We start from the raw sequence: 17,036 nt of genomic DNA, 5'->3' as shown, positions 1-17,036 counted from the left end.
CGAAGCGCGTCTCGAACCATGAGGTCACCATCCGGGCCTCTATCCTTCGAGACGCGGCGCGAAGAGTGCGCCGCTCCTCAGGATGAGGAATGAGAGAACAAACGACTAAGCGGCAGGGACTTCGGGTTTAATGGGCAAGATCACGGGTTTTCTGGAAATCGAACGGCACGACCGCAAGTACACCCCGGTCGGCGAGCGCGTGAAGCATTACAAGGAATTCGTCGTTCCGCTCTCCGAGAAGGAAGTGCGCGATCAGGCCGCGCGCTGCATGAACTGCGGCATTCCCTATTGCCACGGCACCGGCTCGGTCGCGCCCGGAACGCCTGGCTGCCCGGTCAACAACCAGATCCCCGACTGGAACGACCTCGTCTATCAAGGCAATTGGGAAGAAGCGTCGCGCAATCTGCACTCGACCAACAATTTCCCGGAGTTCACGGGCCGCATTTGCCCGGCGCCGTGCGAAGCGTCCTGCACGCTCAACATCGACGACAACCCCGTCACCATCAAGACCATCGAATGCGCGATCGTCGATCGCGCCTGGGACAATGGCTGGCTGAAGCCGGAAGTGGCCGCAGAGAAGACCGGCAAGAAAGTCGCGGTGATCGGCTCCGGTCCGGCCGGCATGGCCTGCGCGCAGCAGCTGGCACGCGCCGGCCACGACGTGCACCTGTTCGAGAAGTACGCCAAGGCCGGCGGCCTGCTGCGTTACGGCATCCCCGACTTCAAGATGGAGAAGGGCGTCATCGACCGCCGTGTGGCGCAGATGGAAGCCGAAGGCGTTACCTTCCACTACAACAGCCATGTCGGCGCTGAAGGCAATGTCGATCCGCGCGAGCTGCTCAACGACTATGACGCCGTGGCGCTGACCGGCGGCGCGGAAGCCCCGCGCGACCTGCCGATCCCCGGCCGCGAGCTCGCCGGGATTCACTACGCCATGGACTTCCTGCCGCAGCAGAACCGCCGCGTCTCCGAGGAGCCGCTCGGCGGCGTCCAGGAGATTTTGGCCGGCGGCAGCCATGTCGTCGTCATCGGCGGCGGCGACACCGGCTCGGACTGCATCGGCACCTCGCTGCGCCAAGGCGCGCTCTCGGTGACCCAGCTCGAGATCATGCCCGCTCCGCCCGAGCGCGAGAACAAGGGCCTGACCTGGCCGAACTGGCCGCTGAAGATGCGCACGTCCTCCAGCCAGGCCGAAGGCGCGATCCGCGAATACGCCGTGCTGACCCAGAAGTTCACCGGCGAGAACGGGAAGGTCAAGAAGCTGCATTGCGTGCGCGTCGACGACAAGTTCAAGCCGATCGCCGGCACCGAGTTCGAGCTCGACGCCGAGCTCGTCCTGCTCGCCATGGGCTTCGTCCACCCCGTGCATGAGGGCCTCCTGAGAATGCTCGCGGTCGAGCTCGACCCGCGCGGCAACGTCAAGGCCAACACGCTCGACTACCAGACCTCGCGCCCGAACGTGTTCACCGCCGGCGATATGCGGAGAGGCCAGTCGCTGGTGGTGTGGGCCATCCGCGAGGGCCGGCTGTGCGCAAGGTCGATCGATACGTTCCTGATGGGGAAGACGGATCTGCCGCGGTAAGTTTTCTGCTCCGCCGCCAAATCAGCAAACGGTGTCATCGCCCGGCTTGACCGGGCGATCCAGTATTCCAGAGACACCAAACGTATGCGGAAAGGGCCGCGGCGTACTGGATGCCCCGGTCAAGCCGGGGCATGACAGCTGAGTGCGTAGCGAGAGCGGAGCCAACGAAGCCGCATGCGCTCAAACGCGGCTCCGCGTCACCCTCAATTCTGCAGCCTCACCCCCAACATCACCACCGTCCCCTGCGAGCTCGATCCCGCCTGGTTCGAATCCAGGATGTCGTGCCGCAGCGTGCCCTTGATCCAGATGTTGCGGTTGAGCTTGTAGATCAGGTTGCTTTCGAACGAGTAGGTCTTGTCGTTGCGGTTCTGGCCCTGGTAGTCGAGCGTGCCGTAGGTGAACTTGCCGACGGCGGTGAGCCAGCGGCGGAAGTCGTGGTCGACTTCGGCGGAGTAGGTGCGCACCAGAACGCCGGAGGAGCCGGGGATCGTGGTCTCGGCGATCTGCGTGTCGGTGAAGAATTTCACCGTGGTGAGGCCGCTGGCGTTCCAAATCAGCGAGCCCGTGGTGAGGAAGCCGGAGAGCTGGCTGAGGCGCGGGTCGGTGTAGCTGCGCGCGGAATAGCCGAGCGAGATCTCGCCGGTGAGGATGCGCGAGAATTCGAAGGACGAGCCGACCTTGGCATAGCCGCCGTTCGAATCGCGGAAGTAGCCGTTGCGGTCGGCGGCCAAGTCGTGGACACGGGTGTCGCCCTGGATCTCGACGAAGGGCTTCAGGCCCGGCTTCAGATCGTAGGAGAAGCGTCCGACCCCACCATACTGATTGAAGTCGCGATCATTGTTGCTGAAGGTCGAGCCGTCGGTGAGTTTCGAATCCGTGTAGGCGGTGCGATCGACCGTGGCGCCGGCGGCGACCTGGAAGCGATTGAAGGTCTGGTCGAAGCCGATCGTAGTGCCGTAGGCGGCGTAAACAGGATATTTCTGCAGGCCGGCCTGCACGTTCGGGCTGCCGGGATTGTCGGTGGCGAGCCGCAGGCGCAGCTGCGAGGTCAGCTTGAAATCGCGGGTGACGTCGAGCCGGCCATCGACATGGCCGGTGAAATCGGGACGATTGGCCTCGACCGGCGACGGCGAGGCGAAGCCGTTGATCGTCGCCGGCATGTCGTTGGTGTAGCCCGAGAACGAGCCGCGCAAATCGGCGACCAGCGCGTGGCGCTCCCAATCGGACACCACGAGGAGATCGGGCGCGACCACATAGACCGGCGAACCGACCGGCTTGTTGAGGCGCGTCGGATTGGTGTCGTAACCGGTGGAGAGCTCGAGCGCGCCCTTGATCAGGAAGCTGCCGGCATAATCGCCGACCGCGCCGAACGGATCCTCATCGAGCTTGAGACGGCGGCGCAGTGGCTGGCCGGGCACGCTGCCGGCCATCGCCGGGGCTACCGGCGTCTTGTGCGCGGTCTCGGACGGCGGCGGCGCGATGCGCGGCGGGCCCAGCGTCGTGACCGGCGTTACTGGTGGCTGCGGCGAACCGGGGCCGACGGGACGCTTCGGCTTCGGCTGGCCAGGATATAGCTTTGGCTGCTGCCGTTTGCGGTTGAGCGAGTCGTAGCCGGAGCTGTTGGCGCCGGTGGCGGCGGGCAGGCCGTAAGTCGGGACCTGACCGACGCGCGAGGTCGCCGGCCTCTCGCGGGCCTTGCGCGGATCGGCATTGGGATCGGGCAGCGCCGGCAACGCATCCGACGGCGCCTGCGGCACGCCCGCCGTGCGGCGCGTCGGCAACGTGTCGGGCGAGGCAAAGCCGCCGCGGTTGGGATTGAACAGGTCGGGCGTGAGGCTCTGGGCGGCCGCAGGGCCGCTTCCGAGGGCCGTCAGCGTCAAGCATGGCAAAGCCGCGCGCAGGAACTGCGCGCGTTTGCTCCGGCTCCTGCCTGGAGACGACCCCACGATAGAATTACCCCAACGAAATCAAACACTTTTACGATCGCCCCCGCCGGCTGGCGGGAACCATCGTTAATGGAGTTAAAACAATTATGGTTAATGACCCGTTGAGGGTGTTGGCGCTCTCGTCGCCTCGCTGACCGGGGCGTGCTAAGCAGGCGCCAACGGGCCAACACCCCTCCTCCCTGGACCAGACCATGCCGAGCTCGAAACCGCTGATGACCGCATCATCCGGCCCCATTCCGACAAGCGTCGAATCCGCGCTCCGCACGCTGGAGACGGAGAGCGGCGGCATCAACGCGCTCGCCGCCGCCCTGCGCGGCCCGCTCGGCGCGACCTTCGCCAAGGCCGTCGAGCTGATCCGGCAGGCCAAGGGCCGCGTCATCGTCACCGGTCTCGGCAAGTCAGGCCATATGGGGCGCAAGATCGCCGCGACGCTGGCCTCGACCGGCACGCCCGCCTTCTTCGTGCACGCCGCCGAAGCCGGCCATGGCGATCTCGGCATGATCACCACCGACGACGTCATCATGGCGCTGTCCTGGTCCGGCGAGCAGCCGGAGATGAAGAACCTCGTGAACTATTCGGCGCGGTTCGCGATCCCCATGATCGCGGTGACGTCGAATGCGGCGTCCTCGCTCGGCCAGGCCGCCGATCTCGTGATCGAGCTGCCGAAGGCGCGCGAGGCCTGCCCGCACAATCTGGCGCCGACCACCTCGACCCTGATGCAGGCCGCGATCGGCGACGCCATCGCGATCGCGCTGCTCGAAGGCCGCGGCTTCACCGCGCTGGAGTTCGCGCATTTCCACCCCGGCGGCAAGCTGGGCGCGATGCTGAAATTCGTGCGCGACTACATGCGCACGGGCGCGGAGATCCCGCTCAAGCCTGAAGGCACCCAGATGTCGGAGGCCGTGGTCGAGATGTCGGCCAAGGGGCTCGGCTGCGTCTGCATCGTCAACGATGCAGGCGAGGCTGTCGGCATCATCACCGACGGCGATCTGCGCCGTCACATGCGGCCCGACCTTTTGACGGTGACGGTCGACGAGATCATGACGAAGCAGCCGAAGACCGTGCCGCCCTCGATGCTCGCGACCGAGATGATCGAGGTGCTGAACACCCGCAAGATCACGACGCTGCTGGTGACCGAGGCGAGCAAGGTGGTGGGCATCGTGCATCTGCACGATCTGCTGCGCGCGGGGGTGGCTTAATCGTCATTCCGGGGCGATGCGAAGCATCGAACTATGGTGCGCACTCGCGCACCTGAGAATCTCGAGATTCCGGGTTCACGCTTCGCGTGCCCCGGAATGACAGCTAGGCTACGCCGGAAACCGCGCGGCGTTCTCCTCCAGCGGCAGCCGTAGCCCGTTCGCCAGATACGACACCGTGCGATAGAAGCCGCACAGGAGCATGATCTCCAGAATCTGCGCCTCGTCGTAATGCGCCGACAGCGCCGCGAACTCCTCGTCCGTGAATGTCGCGCGATGATGCAACGCATCAAGGGCTGCAATCAGCGCCTGCTCGGCCGGCGACCAGCATGCTGATGCTGCATCGCCCTGCACCGTCGCACGCACTTCGTCCTCGGTGAGCTCTGCCGGCCCGGCAAAGATCGCGACATGCACGCCCCATTCGTATTCGCATCTGTTCAGCGCACAGGTGCGATTGATCACGATCTCGCGTGTACGCAAGGAGACCGGGCCGGCATCGAGCAGGCCGCCGGCGCGAAACTTGTCCCAGGCGCGGCTGTGGCCCGCCATCACCCGAAACAGCGCCAGCGGCGGCGCGCCGCGCATGATGCGGTCGAACTGCGCCTGGATCTTCGGGGGATAAGGGGGCATGAGCGGGGCGATGCGCGGTGTGGCTTCGGACATGGCGGAAGACATGGGCCGGCTCCTTTGCTACATTTATAGTAGCAGCAGCACGCTACATTATTTGTAGCACGACGCAAGGGGCGACGATGGCGAAACAGGCTGGCTCCACGACACGCAGCGTCCGCGGCTCGCGGCCGATCATGGCATTGCTCGACCTGCTCGGCCGGCGCTGGAGCCTGCGGATATTGTGGGAGCTGCGCGAAGAGCCGCTCACCTCGCGCGCCCTGCGCACCGCCTGCGATGAGGCCTCGCCCACGGTGCTGCAAGCGCGGCTGACCGAACTGCGCGAGGCAGGCTTCGTGGAGCTGGGTGACGGTGGAGGTTACGGACTGACGCCGCTGGGGCGGGAATTGTACGAGACGTTCATGCCGCTGCACAGGTTTGCGGAGAGGTGGAAGAGGTAAAATCTGAAAGCATGCCGCATGCTCCTTTCTTCCGTCCCTTGTGGGAGAAGTTGGCGCGCGAAGCGCCGGATGAGGGTATCTCTCCCCGACTAGCATCGCGTTTGAGGAGAGATACCCCTCACCCGTCTCGCCGCTACGCGGCGAGCCACCCTCTCCCACACAGGGGGAGAGGGGAAGAAAGAATCACGCCGCCGCGACCGTCAGATTCGCGCCGTCGACCTGCACCACCTTGACCCGCGTGCCGGCCGGCGTATCGGGCTCAGCCACGCGCCAGACCGTGTCGCCGATCCGGACGGTGCCTGAACCGTCGATGATCGGCTTCTCCAGCGTGAACTCACGGCCGAGCAAGGCCTCGGCGCGCTTGTTGAGAAATGGGCTCGTGCTCGCGTCCGGCTTCGGCTTGGCGAGGCGGCGCCACACCGGCACGGCTGCTGCTGCAAAGATCGCGAACATCACGAGCTGGATCTGCCAGGAGATGGCAACAGCGAACGAGATCAAGCCGACGAGCAGCGCAGCGAGGCCGAGCCAGAACAGGAAGATGCCCGGCGCCAGCACCTCCAGCGCCATCAGGATGAAGCCGAAGATCAGCCAATTCCAGTTGCCCAGCGATACGAACATGTCGGTCATGACACGACCTCTGCAAAATACCCCGTTACTGCGGCGGCACCGCGGGCGGCGTCGGGCCCGACGACGGGACCGATCCGCCGCGGCGCGCGGCAGCGACTGCGGATGCAGCACTCTCGCCGAACGTCGCCTTGGCGATCTCGCCGATGCCGGCGAGCGAGCCCAGCATGCTCACGGCTTCCACCGGCAACATGATGATCTTCTGGTTCGGCGCATCCGCGAACTGGCCGAACGCCTTGATATATTTATCGGCGATAAAATAGTTCAACGCGGCGACGTCGCCCTTGGAGATGGCCTCCGACACCGCCTGGGTCGCTTTCGCCTCGGCCTCGGCCAGACGCTCGCGCGCCTCGGCATCGCGGAAGGCGGCCTCGCGGCGGCCTTCGGCCTGGAGGATCTGGCCCTGCTTGGCGCCCTCGGCGCGCAGGATCTCCGACTGGCGCTGGCCTTCGGCGGCGAGTATGTCGGCGCGCTTGACGCGCTCGGCCTTCATCTGCCTGCCCATGGCCTCGACGAGGTCGGCGGGCGGCACGATGTCCTTGATCTCGATGCGGTTGACCTTGACGCCCCACGGCGAGACCGCGGCATCGACGACGCGCAACAGGCGTTCGTTGATCTCGTCGCGATGCGACAGCACCTGGTCGAGGTCCATCGAGCCCATCACCGAGCGGATGTTGGTCATGGTCAGGACGGTGATCGCCTGGTTGAGATTGGCGACCTCGTAGCTCGCCTTCGCGGCGTCAAACACCTGATAAAACGCGACGCCGTCCACCGTCACGGTGGCGTTGTCCTTGGTGATCACCTCCTGCTCGGGGATGTCGATCACCTGCTCCATCATGTTGATCTTACGTCCGACGCGATCGAAATAGGGCACGATCAGATTGAGCCCGGGGCTGAGCGTCTGGGTGTATTTGCCGAACCGTTCGATGGTCCAGTCATAGCCCTGCGGCACCGTCTTCACGCCGGCCACCAGCGTGACGATGACGAGCAATACCAGAACAATCGCGAAAATGTCGAAACCGCTCATATGTCCTCCAAGCCGGGAAAAGAAGTCGGGAAAAAGTCCTTTCCGGCGCTGTCATTGGTCGGGATCACAATCCTACTGGTTCAGCGGTCGCAATTCACGTCGGCATCGGCGCAATTCTGCACAAGGCGTCGAAGGAGAGAACGATCTCGATATGTATTTGCGAGCGGCTCTTGAAAGCGTGGAGGCGCAGACCTAGCGGCGGAAATTAACGAATGCGGGCCAGGCGTCAGCCACGGGCGGCTTCATTCGATCACGTCATTCGCAATTGCGAGCAGGCCTGGGGAAAGCATGACGCCAAGCGCGCTGGCCGCCTTGAGGTTGATCACCAGCTCGAACTTGGTGGGGTTCTGGACCGGGAGGTCGGCCGCGTGCGCGCCCTTCAGAATGCGATCGATGTAGGAAGCCGCACGCCGGAGCTGCTCGGCGCTGTCGGTGCTGTAGGACATCAGCCCGCCCTCGTCGACGAAGGTCCGGCTCCAGAACACCGCGGGCACGCGCGCCTGTGCGATCGCCGAGAGCAGTTGCGCGCGGTTGGCCATGGTGAAGAAGTCCGGCAGGACCAGGATGGCGCCGTCTTGCCGCGAAGCCAATGCCCCGATCGAGGCGGCGTCATGGACGGGCGCGGGCTCGACCGTCAGGCGCAGTGTCCGAGCGGCGTCCTCGATCGTGCGCATCATCAGGGGCGCGAATGGCGCGGTGGCGGGATTGTAGACGACGAGCACGCGGCGGACGGGCGGTGTGACCTGGGTCAGCATCTCCAGCCATTTGCCGGCCAAGGGGCCGTCGTAATCGGTGAAGCCGGTGATGTTACCGCCGGGATGCGCGAGGTTTTCGACAAAGCCCTGGCTGACGGGATCGGTGACGACGGCGAACACGATCGGGATCGTCGCGGTGCGCCGGCGCAGCTCCTCCACCGAGGGCGTGCCGACCGCGAGCAGGATATCGGGCTTGAGCGCGATCAGCTCGTCCGCAAGCTGCGCGATGCGAGCGCGGTCGCCGCCGCCGCTGCGCCAATCGATCTTGAGGTTGTCGCGCTCCTTCCAGCCCTGGCCCGCGAGCGCCTCGACCAGGATCATGCTGCGCGCCTGCCCGATCGCGTCATCGGCGGCCGTGACCGAGAGCACACCGAGCCGCCGCGCCGTGTCCGGCTGCTGCCCCAGTACCGGAGCCGGCAGCGCCACGATCATCTCAAGAAGCGCCAGGCACTCGCGGCGATTCATGGGGCGCCCCTCAGATCCAGCCCTGAAGCTCACGCAGCACCAGGCTGCAGATCACGTCCATGCCTGATGCGCTGTCGTTGAGGCACGGGATCGCGAAAAACTCTTCGCCACCATTGTGCTTGAAGATCTCGGCATTCTCCTGCGCGATCTCCTCCAGCGTCTCCAGGCAATCGGCGGAAAAGCCCGGCGTCACCACCGCGATCCGCCGCACGCCTTCCTTGGCGAGCCGCTCCATGGTCTTGTCGGTGTAGGGCTGGAGCCATTCGTCATTGCCGAAGCGGGACTGGAAGGTCAGCAGCAGCTTTGTCTCGTCCAAGCCGAGCCGGCGGCGCAGCGCCTCTGTCGTTGCGATGCAGTGCTGCTGATAGGGGTCGCCCTTGTCGACATAGGATTTCGGCATGCCGTGAAAGGACGCCACGATCAGCTCCGGCTTAAAGGACAGCGTCGCCAGATGCGTCTCGATCGAGGTCGCGAGCGCCTCGATATAGGCCGCCTCGTCATAGTAGGGCGGCGTCACCCGCAGCGTTGGCTGGTTGCGAAGCTGCGCCAGCACGCGGAACACCTCGTCGCAGACGGTCGCCGAGGTCGAGGCGGAATATTGCGGATAGAGCGGCACGGCCAGGATGCGCTCACAGCCTTTTGCGATCAGCGCGTCGATGCCGGATTTGATCGAGGGATTGCCGTAGCGCATCGCCCAATCGACAACGACATGGTCGCGGTCCGACAAGGCGGCTGCGAGCTTGTCGCTTTGCGAGCGCGTGATGGTTTTCAGCGGCGACTCGTTCCGCTCATTGTTCCAGATCTTCCGGTAATCGAGGGCCTTGGTGCGGGGACGGCTGCGCAGGATGATCCCGTTCAGCACCAGCTTCCAGATCAGGCCCTGGTCCTCGATGACGCGGGCGTCACTGAGAAACTCCTTGAGGTAGACGCGCACGCCGGGGGCATCCGCGGTGTCAGGCGTTCCGAGATTGATCAGGAGCACGCCCACATGCGGCAGGGCGGGTTTCGCGGCCGGTTTCGCAGTCTCGATGGGGACGACGCTGGTCATGGCTCTGTGGGTCGCGCGTTGGTCCGAACTTGTCAAGATGAGGGCGGTTTCGGTAGGGTCGCACCCAAGCGGGGGAGGGATGATGACGCTCGCGGAATGGTGCGTATTCGGGGCGCTGCTGCTTTATCTGTCCACGATCGCCTCGATCAAATGGATCAGGTTTCGCCGCTTCGACAATTCCCGGCCGCGCGACCCCGCGTTCTACGAGGACGCCCTCTCACAACGCGCTCTCGGCGCCCACCAGAACGGCATCGAGACCTTCCCGTTCTTCGCCTTCGCGGTGCTGCTCGCCGAATTCAGGGACTCGCCGCAGCGGCTGATCGACGAGCTCGCGGCGCTGTTCCTGATCGTGCGGATCGCCTATGTGCTGACCTATCTCGGCAACCGCCCGACGCTGCGCTCGATCCTCTGGACCATCGGCTTTGCGATCAATCTCGGGATCTTCTTCATGCCGGCATTGAAGCGGTTTCTGCCGGTGTGAGGGTGGCGGCCTCAAGCCGCCAGATGACGCTCCCGTGTCGCGATCAGCGCCCGCATTGATGCCGGGATCGTGACCGGGCGATGGGTCTTCTGGTCCGTGTAGACCCAGACGATCTCGCCGGTCACCAGCGCGTCAGTGCCGCCTTTCAGGAAGATGGCAAGCTCGAAGACAAGGCTCGAATTGCCAATCCGTGCCACGCGCACGCCAACGTCAAGCTCCCAGTCGAAGCGGACCGGCGCCTTGTACTCGATGACAGACTTGACAACGTGAAAATCGATGCCGCTCGCCTGCGCGTCGGCATATTGGTCGAAGCCGAGCGCGCGGAAATATTCGGTGATGCTGGTGTCGAAATAGGTCAGGTAATGCGCGTTGAAGACGACGCCCTGCCCATCGATCTCAGAATAGCGCACCCGGAATGGATGGAAGAACCAGAAGTTTTCGCGCGACATCGAATTCCCCCGACCGTTCTTGTTGGTTTTGGTACCTGAATAGCTGACCGGAGGGAGTTCGCAAAGGGCGGGCTCTCGTGTCCCGGACGCGGTGCAGCGCTCTTGCGCTGCTTCGCAGAGCCGGGACCCAGAGCGCGCCACGCGATTGTACGGAAAAGATGGGCCCCGGCTCTGCAGCGCATCGTCGAGGGGACGCTGCGCTGCGTCCGGGGCACGAGAGCTTGCCTTCAAAAACACGTCGTCCGTTCAGCCGCGATGTAGCCGAACAAGAGGCCGACGCCGAACAGCAGGACCAGGCCGGCGGCGCCGAATTCGATGCCGCGCATGAACAGCGCGCCGCCGCCGTCGCGGCCGGCGCTGAGGCGAGCGGCGATGTCCTTCGCGGAGACGGCGACGACTGCGATCGCCGCGACCGTGATGGCGGTGCCGAGCCCCATCAGGAAGGTGGCGGCGATGCCGGCCCAGAACAGGCCCTGGGCGAGCGCGAACACCAGCATCAGGATGGCGCCGGAGCAGGGACGGATGCCGACGGTGAGGATCGCCGCAAAGCCGCGCCGCCAGCCGCCGGGGCCGGCGAGCTCGCTGGGGGTGGGGCCATGGGAGTGGCCGCAATGCTCGTCATGAACGTGAGCTTGCTCGTGGTGGTGATGGGCGTGAGCGTGACTGTGATCGTGGTGATGATGATCGTGGCCGTGATGGTCATGAGCATCATCATGATGGTGATCACGATTGTGCGGCAGGCCCGCAATCGCCGGCACCGGCTGGGTCGTCTGGAGCGCGCGGATGAAGGCGCCGCCCTTGACCCAAACCAGGCGCAGTCCGAACGCTGCAATCAGGGCATAGCTCGCGATCTCGATCACGCCTTCCGCCTTGCACATGGTTTTCGCCGTCGCGTTCAGCACCCAGGCCGAGATACCGACGATGAGGATCGCGACCAGCGACTGCATCAGGGCGGAGGCAAAGGACAGCGCGATGCCGCGGCGCGCGGTCTCGCGATTGGCGACTAGATAAGAGGCGATCACCGCCTTGCCATGGCCGGGACCAGCGGCGTGAAAGATGCCGTAGGCAAACGAGATGAACAGCAGTGTCCACACGGCCGAGCCGTCGGATTTCGCGGCCCGGATCGTCGCCGACATCTGGCGATAGAATTCCGACTGTTTTGCCAACAGCCAGCCGATGAGGCCGCTGGCCTCGGGTTCGGCTGCCTGCGCGGGTCGCGGCGCGCCAAACGGATTTTGCGCGAGCAGATCGTGGAGCGCGGCGTCGGCCATGCCGAGCACAAGGACAATGGCGGCGCCAGCGAGCAGCCCGCGCGCGAGCAGGGAGAGTTGCGGCTTCAAGGGCAATCCACCGTGATCTTGTTGGCGAACATCATGCCGAAATTCGAGTTCTCGCCGTTCAGGAAGGTCTGCTCGTTCAGCTTCTGCGCACTCGCGGTGCCGTCGTTCGGCCGTTCCAGCTTCATCTGGCAGCCCGCGGGCGCACCGACCAGCTTGACTGGACTGTCCTTGGCCATCTGGAAGTCGATGAAGAACGAGCGGTCGAACACTTCCAGCACCAGCTGCTTGGGCTTGACCGGGTTCTTCAGCGGCAGCGTGAAGTGGAGGGTCAGCACCGTGTCCTTGTAGTCGAGGAAGTAGTCGACCGGCTCCTGGAATCGCTCCTTCTTGCCGTCGGCTCGCGCAAAGGTGAAGTAGGCATATTCCTTGAGCGACTCGACGTTGGTCTGTGCCAGCGGCTTGAGCTCCTCGCTTGTGTAGGCGCCCTTGGTCTTGCTCTCGAGCCCCTGCACCGCATAGGCCGAGAACATGTCGTCGAAGGTCCAGGCGTGGCGCACGCCCGTAATGCTGCCGTCCGCGGCGTAGAGCAGCTCGCTGGTGGCGGTGATCCAGACATGCGGATGCGCCTGCGCCGCACCCGAAGCGAGCGTGAGGCCAGCGGCGAGCAGCCATCCGAACAGAGCGCGCATGCCCATCAGGCGGCCTTCGCCGTTTCGAGCAGGCCGCGGCGGCGCAGCAGCGCGTCCGGCTCGGGCGGGCGGCCGCGGAAGGCCTCGTAAGCGGCCTCCGGATCGATCGATCCGCCGGAAGAGTAGATGTCGTCGTGCAGGCGCTTGGCCACCGCAGGATCGAAGATGTCGCCGGCCTCCTCGAAGGCGCCGAAGGCGTCGGCGTCCATCACCTCCGACCACATGTAGCTGTAGTAACCGGCAGCGTAGTGGTCGCCGGTGAAGATGTGACCGAACTGCGTGGGCCGGTGACGCAGCGCGATCTCCTCGGGCATGCCGATCTTCTCCAGCTCGCGTCTCTCGAACGCACGCACGTCCTCTGCGGCCGATGCCGGCTGGGTATGGAACTCGAGATCGATCAGCGCCGAGGAGACGAACTCGACCGTAGCAAAACCCTGGTTGAATTTCCGCGCGGCAAGGAAGCGCTGGAGCAGGTCGTCCGGCAGCGGCTCGCCGGTCTGGTAGTGGCGGGCGAACTTTTGCAGCACCTCGGGCCGCTCCTGCCAGTGCTCGTAGAGCTGGGACGGCAGCTCGACGAAATCGGTGAATACGGAGGTGCCCGACAGCGAGGGATAGGTCACGTTGGAGAGCATGCCATGCAGGCCGTGGCCGAATTCGTGGAACAGAGTGCGGGCATCGTCGGGCGACAGCAGCGAAGGCTCGCCGTCGGCGCCCTTGGCGAAATTGCAGATGTTGAGAACCAGCGGCGCGACGTCGCCGTCGAGCTTCTGCTGGTCGCGCAGCGAGGTCATCCAGGCGCCGGAGCGCTTCGACGGCCGGGCGAAGTAGTCGCCATAGAACAGCGCCTTGTGCTTGCCGTCCGGCCCCTTCACCTCCCAGACCCGGACGTCGGGGTGCCAGACCGGAACGTCCTTGCGCTCCTCGAAGGTGATGCCGAACAGGCGCGTGGCGCAGTCGAAGGCGGCGGCAATCATGTGGTCGAGCGAAAGATAGGGCTTGATCGCGGCGTCGTCGAAATTGGCGCGCTGAAGGCGCAGCTTCTCGGCGTAAAAGCGCCAGTCCCAGGGCGCGAGCTTGAAATTGCCGCCCTCGGCCGTAATCAGCGCCTGCATCTCGTCGCGGTCGGCGAGTGCCCGCGCCCTCGCCGGCTTCCAGACCCGCTCCAAAAGGCCCCGCACCGCTTCCGGCGTCTTGGCCATGGAGTCTTCGAGCCGGTAGGCGGCGAAAGTCGGGTAGCCCAAGAGCTTGGCGCTCTCCTCGCGCAGCTTCAGAATCTCGACAATGGTTCCGTTGTTGTCGTTGGCGTTGCCGTTGTCGCCACGCGCGATGAAGGCTTTGTAGACCTTCTCGCGGAGGTCACGCCGGGCAGAGCTCTTCAGGAATTGTTCGACCGGGGAGCGCGACAACGTGACGATGGCCTTGCCTGCCATGCCGCTTTCTTCTGCCGCAGCCTTGGCGCCAGCGACGAAGCTCTCCGGCAGGCCCTGGCGGTCGGCCTCCCCGAGCTCCATGAACCAGTCCTGCTCGTCGCCGAGCAGATGGTGGCTGAAGCTGGTGCCGAGCTGGGCGAGCCTCTCGTTGATCTCGGCCATTCGCGCCTTGGCCTCTTCGGAGAGACCGGCGCCGGCGCGGTGGAATCGGGTGTAGGTGCGCTCCAAGAGGCGCAGCTGCTCGGGCGTGAGCCCAAGATTGACGCGGTTCTCGTGCAGCTGGGCGATGCGGCCGAACAGCACCGCGTTCATCATGATCGGATTCCAGTGCCGCGCCATCCGCAAGGAGACCTCCTTGTCGATCTCCAGGATGGCCGGGTTGGAATGCGCCGAGACGAGGTCGTAGAAGACCGCCGCGACCTTGCTCAGCAGCTTGCCCGAGCGCTCCAGCGCCGTGATGGTGTTGGCGAAGTCGGGCGCCGCCGGATCATTGGTGATCGCCGCGATCTCGGCGGCGTGATCGGCAAAGGCCTGCTTGAACGCCGGGAGGAAGTGCTCCGGCTGGATCTCGTCGAAGGGCGGGGTCGCAAACGGCGTCACCCAGGCCTTCAGCAGCGGGTTCGTCTCGGCGTCCATAATTTGGCGGGATTCTGACATCACAAATCCGGTTTTCGTGGCTCGATTGTTGCGGCCAGCTATAGCACGCGATGGGGCTTTTTTGGGCCATTTGCCCTTGCTCCCGGCCGCCTTTTCGGGGAGATTGCGGCCCTCGAAGTCAGGACCTCTGAGCCCCATGAACGCGCCTTCTTCCTCTTCCCGCCAGATCGTCTGGCCCAGTGTCATCACCGTCGTCAGCGCCGCCATCCTGATCGGCGCTGAGGTGTTCGGCGCAGCCTTCGCCGGCGGCTGGGCGCTCGCGATCCTGCTCGGGCTCGGCGACCAAGGCGCGCACATCCTCCAGGCCGTGCTGTTCACACTCGGCGTGCTCGTGATGACCGCGTTCATCCGCGGCGCTCAACGCGTCGAGCCCTTCACGAAGCGCCGCTGACGCTTCTCGCGCGCCAGCAACGCGCAGCACAGCGAAAACTTAACGCGCGTTCATCTTCCGCGTCGCTCGCGCAACAGCGCGCAAGCAGACGTTAGGCAATTCTGTCCGCAGCCTAAAAAAATTCTTGCGAAGCAGAGTCAAAACGCTTATGTGCGGACTTGCCCAATTTCGCACGTGCCTGTGGTCGTGTGTCAGTCGGTAGGTATCCGGACAAGAGGCCGGACAGCCGCCAAAGGGTGAAGAAGCCGAGGGGCTCTTCGGAAGTGCAGAAGTCGAAGACCTGATGTCGCAAGACCGAAGGTCAGACGACGAAGCAAACCCGGAGCGCCCAGCATCTCTCTCAAAGAGATGCCATGTCGAAGGTGACTTCGCTCTTTGCAACCGTGACTGGCAGCCGGAGGCGAACCGGCGCACCCCGCTCTCAACGGGGGACGCGACTTAAAGCAACGACGGATCGGGCTTTTTTGGTCTCTACCGGCAGTCCAACGCCGGCGCGGGCTACTGAAAAGGCTTGTCCTTCATTGCCAGGTGTGCGGGCGGGAATACTCCCAACCAATCCACGGCAGCACAGTCTGGTTTGAGTCTTATGGCTTCGTCGCGCCTCCATCGCGCGATCCGGCCAGAGCACTCTTATCCGACGTCATGTTTTGAACGGGCCCGTCGCTGGGCCGTTTGGGAGAGTGCCATGACCGAACGTATCCAGGAATTCCTGCGCAACCGCCGCAAGGATGGCCTCGACACCGAGCCGTGCCTCGTCGTCGACCTCGAGGTCGTGCGCGACAATTACCAGAGCTTCGCCAAGGCGCTGCCCGACAGCCGCGTGTTCTACGCCGTCAAGGCGAACCCGGCGCCGGAAGTGCTGGCCCTGCTCGCGTCCATGGGCTCCTGCTTCGACACCGCGACCGTCGCCGAGATCGAGATGGCGCTGGCCGCGGGTGCGACGCCCGACCGCATCTCCTTCGGCAACACGATCAAGAAGGAGCGCGACATCGCGCGCGCCTTCGCGCTCGGCATTCGGCTGTTCGCGGTCGATTGCGCCGCCGAGGTCGAGAAGGTCGCCCGTGCCGCCCCGGCTGCGAAGGTGTTCTGCCGCATCCTCTATGACTGCGCCGGCGCCGAGTGGCCGCTGTCGCGCAAGTTCGGCTGCGACCCGGAAATGGCGGTCGAGGTGCTCGACCTCGCCAAGCGTCTGGGGCTTGAGCCGTGCGGCATCTCCTTCCATGTCGGCTCGCAGCAGCGCAAGGTGAAGGCCTGGGACCGTGCGCTGGCGATGGCCTCGCAGGTGTTCCGCGACTGCGCCGAGCGCGGCATCAACCTGTCCATGGTCAACATGGGCGGCGGCTTCCCGACCAAGTACCTGAAGGACGTGCCGCCGGTCGTCACCTACGGCCGCTCGATCTTCCGCGCGCTGCGCAAGCACTTCGGCAACCAGATCCCGGAGACCATCATCGAGCCGGGCCGCGGCATGGTGGGCAACGCCGGCATCATCGAATCCGAGGTCGTGCTCATCTCGAAGAAGAGCGACGAGGACGAGGTGCGCTGGGTCTATCTCGACATCGGCAAGTTCGGCGGTCTCGCCGAGACCATGGACGAGTCGATCCGCTACGCCATCCGCACCCGTCACGACGGCGCGGACATGACGCCGTGCGTGCTCGCAGGTCCCACCTGCGACAGCGCCGACGTGCTGTACGAGAAGAGCCCGTATCCGCTCCCCGTGACGCTCGAGATCGGCGACAAGGTGCTGATCGAAGGCACCGGGGCCTATACGTCGACCTACTCGTCGGTGGCGTTCAACGGCATTCCGCCGCTGAAGACGTATCACATCTGATCCGCCTCTCTGTCTGAGGCCTGACGAACCCGGGAGCCGGTCCGCCGGCTCCTCCCCGACATTGCCATTCTGACGACGCTCGAATCCGCGTGCCCTTGGCGTACGGATTCAAGCGGGGACT

The 17,036-nt window shown here is 64.9% G+C and carries 16 protein-coding genes; 6 read left to right on the top strand and 10 right to left on the bottom strand.

Annotated features, from left to right (window positions below; genetic code table 11):
• The first annotated feature begins 130 nt into the window (after nucleotides 1–130).
• Complete coding sequence (locus YU9_RS0114500) at nucleotides 131–1,582, top strand: glutamate synthase subunit beta (protein ID WP_027573499.1); 1,452 nt, start codon at nucleotides 131–133, stop codon at nucleotides 1,580–1,582.
• Between the two features lie 203 nt (nucleotides 1,583–1,785).
• On the opposite strand, the gene YU9_RS0114495 is transcribed toward YU9_RS0114500, so the two are convergent.
• Nucleotides 1,786–3,528 (bottom strand): outer membrane beta-barrel protein, encoded by a 1,743-nt coding sequence (locus tag YU9_RS0114495; RefSeq protein ID WP_027573498.1) that lies wholly within the window; start codon nucleotides 3,526–3,528, stop codon nucleotides 1,786–1,788.
• A 191-nt stretch (nucleotides 3,529–3,719) separates the two neighbouring features.
• On the opposite strand from YU9_RS0114495, the gene YU9_RS0114490 reads away from it, so the two are divergent.
• Entirely contained in the window at nucleotides 3,720–4,727 is a 1,008-nt protein-coding gene (locus YU9_RS0114490) for an SIS domain-containing protein (RefSeq protein WP_027573497.1), read from the top strand.
• Between the two features lie 108 nt (nucleotides 4,728–4,835).
• On the opposite strand, the gene YU9_RS0114485 is transcribed toward YU9_RS0114490, so the two are convergent.
• Nucleotides 4,836–5,387, bottom strand: coding sequence for a carboxymuconolactone decarboxylase family protein (locus YU9_RS0114485; protein ID WP_027573496.1), 552 nt, complete (start codon nucleotides 5,385–5,387; stop codon nucleotides 4,836–4,838).
• 86 nt (nucleotides 5,388–5,473) lie between these two features.
• On the opposite strand from YU9_RS0114485, the gene YU9_RS0114480 reads away from it, so the two are divergent.
• Entirely contained in the window at nucleotides 5,474–5,791 is a 318-nt protein-coding gene (locus YU9_RS0114480) for a helix-turn-helix domain-containing protein (protein WP_027573495.1), read from the top strand.
• 183 nt (nucleotides 5,792–5,974) lie between these two features.
• Here the strand turns inward: YU9_RS0114480 and YU9_RS0114475 are convergent, their stop codons facing one another.
• The 4 genes from YU9_RS0114475 to hemH form a co-directional block, all read right to left on the bottom strand.
• Nucleotides 5,975–6,418: an NfeD family protein gene (locus YU9_RS0114475; protein ID WP_027573494.1), complete on the bottom strand. Its 444-nt coding sequence runs from the start codon at nucleotides 6,416–6,418 to the stop codon at nucleotides 5,975–5,977.
• Between the two features lie 25 nt (nucleotides 6,419–6,443).
• The gene (locus tag YU9_RS0114470; RefSeq protein ID WP_027573493.1) at nucleotides 6,444–7,442 is read right to left on the bottom strand and encodes an SPFH domain-containing protein; all 999 of its coding nucleotides are present in this window, start codon (nucleotides 7,440–7,442) and stop codon (nucleotides 6,444–6,446) included.
• 242 nt (nucleotides 7,443–7,684) lie between these two features.
• Entirely contained in the window at nucleotides 7,685–8,662 is a 978-nt protein-coding gene (locus tag YU9_RS0114465) for an ABC transporter substrate-binding protein (protein ID WP_027573492.1), read from the bottom strand.
• A 10-nt stretch (nucleotides 8,663–8,672) separates the two neighbouring features.
• Entirely contained in the window at nucleotides 8,673–9,710 is a 1,038-nt protein-coding gene (hemH, locus tag YU9_RS0114460; RefSeq protein WP_027573491.1) for a ferrochelatase, read from the bottom strand.
• 82 nt (nucleotides 9,711–9,792) lie between these two features.
• Here hemH and YU9_RS0114455 point away from each other — a divergent pair, with 82 nt between their 5' ends.
• Nucleotides 9,793–10,191 carry an MAPEG family protein gene (locus YU9_RS0114455; RefSeq protein ID WP_027573490.1) on the top strand — a complete coding sequence of 133 codons (399 nt, stop codon included), beginning with the start codon at nucleotides 9,793–9,795 and terminating at the stop codon, nucleotides 10,189–10,191.
• A gap of 11 nt (nucleotides 10,192–10,202) precedes the next feature.
• Here YU9_RS0114455 and YU9_RS0114450 read toward each other — a convergent pair whose 3' ends face one another.
• The 4 genes from YU9_RS0114450 to YU9_RS0114435 all read right to left on the bottom strand — a co-directional run bounded on the left by YU9_RS0114450 (nucleotide 10,203) and on the right by YU9_RS0114435 (nucleotide 14,696).
• A complete protein-coding gene (locus YU9_RS0114450) occupies nucleotides 10,203–10,640 on the bottom strand; it encodes a thioesterase family protein (protein ID WP_027573489.1) in 438 nt (145 codons plus the stop codon).
• Between the two features lie 227 nt (nucleotides 10,641–10,867).
• Nucleotides 10,868–11,980: a nickel/cobalt transporter gene (locus YU9_RS0114445; protein ID WP_027573488.1), complete on the bottom strand. Its 1,113-nt coding sequence runs from the start codon at nucleotides 11,978–11,980 to the stop codon at nucleotides 10,868–10,870.
• Nucleotides 11,977–12,615 carry a DUF1007 family protein gene (locus YU9_RS0114440; RefSeq protein WP_027573487.1) on the bottom strand — a complete coding sequence of 213 codons (639 nt, stop codon included), beginning with the start codon at nucleotides 12,613–12,615 and terminating at the stop codon, nucleotides 11,977–11,979. Before YU9_RS0114440 ends, YU9_RS0114445 begins: the two co-directional genes overlap by 4 nt.
• A complete protein-coding gene (locus YU9_RS0114435) occupies nucleotides 12,615–14,696 on the bottom strand; it encodes a M3 family metallopeptidase (protein WP_027573486.1) in 2,082 nt (693 codons plus the stop codon). The genes YU9_RS0114440 and YU9_RS0114435 overlap by 1 nt, the downstream gene beginning before the upstream one ends.
• 136 nt (nucleotides 14,697–14,832) lie before the next feature.
• Between YU9_RS0114435 and YU9_RS0114430 the strand changes: the two genes are divergently transcribed.
• Together YU9_RS0114430 and YU9_RS0114425 are read left to right on the top strand one after the other, a co-directional pair.
• Nucleotides 14,833–15,087: a hypothetical protein gene (locus YU9_RS0114430; protein WP_027573485.1), complete on the top strand. Its 255-nt coding sequence runs from the start codon at nucleotides 14,833–14,835 to the stop codon at nucleotides 15,085–15,087.
• Nucleotides 15,088–15,772: 685 nt separating this feature from the next.
• On the top strand, nucleotides 15,773–16,915 hold the full coding sequence (locus tag YU9_RS0114425; protein ID WP_027573484.1) for a type III PLP-dependent enzyme: 1,143 nt from the start codon (nucleotides 15,773–15,775) through the stop codon (nucleotides 16,913–16,915).
• The last annotated feature ends 121 nt before the right edge of the window (nucleotides 16,916–17,036 follow it).

The organism is Bradyrhizobium sp. WSM1743, assembly GCF_000473065.1.
GTDB lineage: Bacteria > Pseudomonadota > Alphaproteobacteria > Rhizobiales > Xanthobacteraceae > Bradyrhizobium.
This window is presented reverse-complemented; position numbering and strand designations above follow the sequence as displayed.

Excerpts from the sequence above, each read along its gene's own strand:
- YU9_RS0114465 (WP_027573492.1), bottom strand. The coding sequence starts at position 8,662 with ATGAATCGCCGCGAGTGCCTGGCGCTTCTTGAGATGATCGTGGCGCTG.
- YU9_RS0114440 (WP_027573487.1), bottom strand. The coding sequence starts at position 12,615 with ATGGGCATGCGCGCTCTGTTCGGATGGCTGCTCGCCGCTGGCCTCACG.
- YU9_RS0114470 (WP_027573493.1), bottom strand. The coding sequence starts at position 7,442 with ATGAGCGGTTTCGACATTTTCGCGATTGTTCTGGTATTGCTCGTCATC.
- YU9_RS0114425 (WP_027573484.1), top strand. The coding sequence starts at position 15,773 with ATGACCGAACGTATCCAGGAATTCCTGCGCAACCGCCGCAAGGATGGC.
- YU9_RS0114500 (WP_027573499.1), top strand. The coding sequence starts at position 131 with ATGGGCAAGATCACGGGTTTTCTGGAAATCGAACGGCACGACCGCAAG.
- YU9_RS0114435 (WP_027573486.1), bottom strand. The coding sequence starts at position 14,696 with ATGTCAGAATCCCGCCAAATTATGGACGCCGAGACGAACCCGCTGCTG.
- YU9_RS0114490 (WP_027573497.1), top strand. The coding sequence starts at position 3,720 with ATGCCGAGCTCGAAACCGCTGATGACCGCATCATCCGGCCCCATTCCG.
- YU9_RS0114475 (WP_027573494.1), bottom strand. The coding sequence starts at position 6,418 with ATGACCGACATGTTCGTATCGCTGGGCAACTGGAATTGGCTGATCTTC.
- YU9_RS0114430 (WP_027573485.1), top strand. The coding sequence starts at position 14,833 with ATGAACGCGCCTTCTTCCTCTTCCCGCCAGATCGTCTGGCCCAGTGTC.
- YU9_RS0114450 (WP_027573489.1), bottom strand. The coding sequence starts at position 10,640 with ATGTCGCGCGAAAACTTCTGGTTCTTCCATCCATTCCGGGTGCGCTAT.
- YU9_RS0114485 (WP_027573496.1), bottom strand. The coding sequence starts at position 5,387 with ATGTCCGAAGCCACACCGCGCATCGCCCCGCTCATGCCCCCTTATCCC.
- YU9_RS0114455 (WP_027573490.1), top strand. The coding sequence starts at position 9,793 with ATGACGCTCGCGGAATGGTGCGTATTCGGGGCGCTGCTGCTTTATCTG.
- hemH (WP_027573491.1), bottom strand. The coding sequence starts at position 9,710 with ATGACCAGCGTCGTCCCCATCGAGACTGCGAAACCGGCCGCGAAACCC.
- YU9_RS0114480 (WP_027573495.1), top strand. The coding sequence starts at position 5,474 with ATGGCGAAACAGGCTGGCTCCACGACACGCAGCGTCCGCGGCTCGCGG.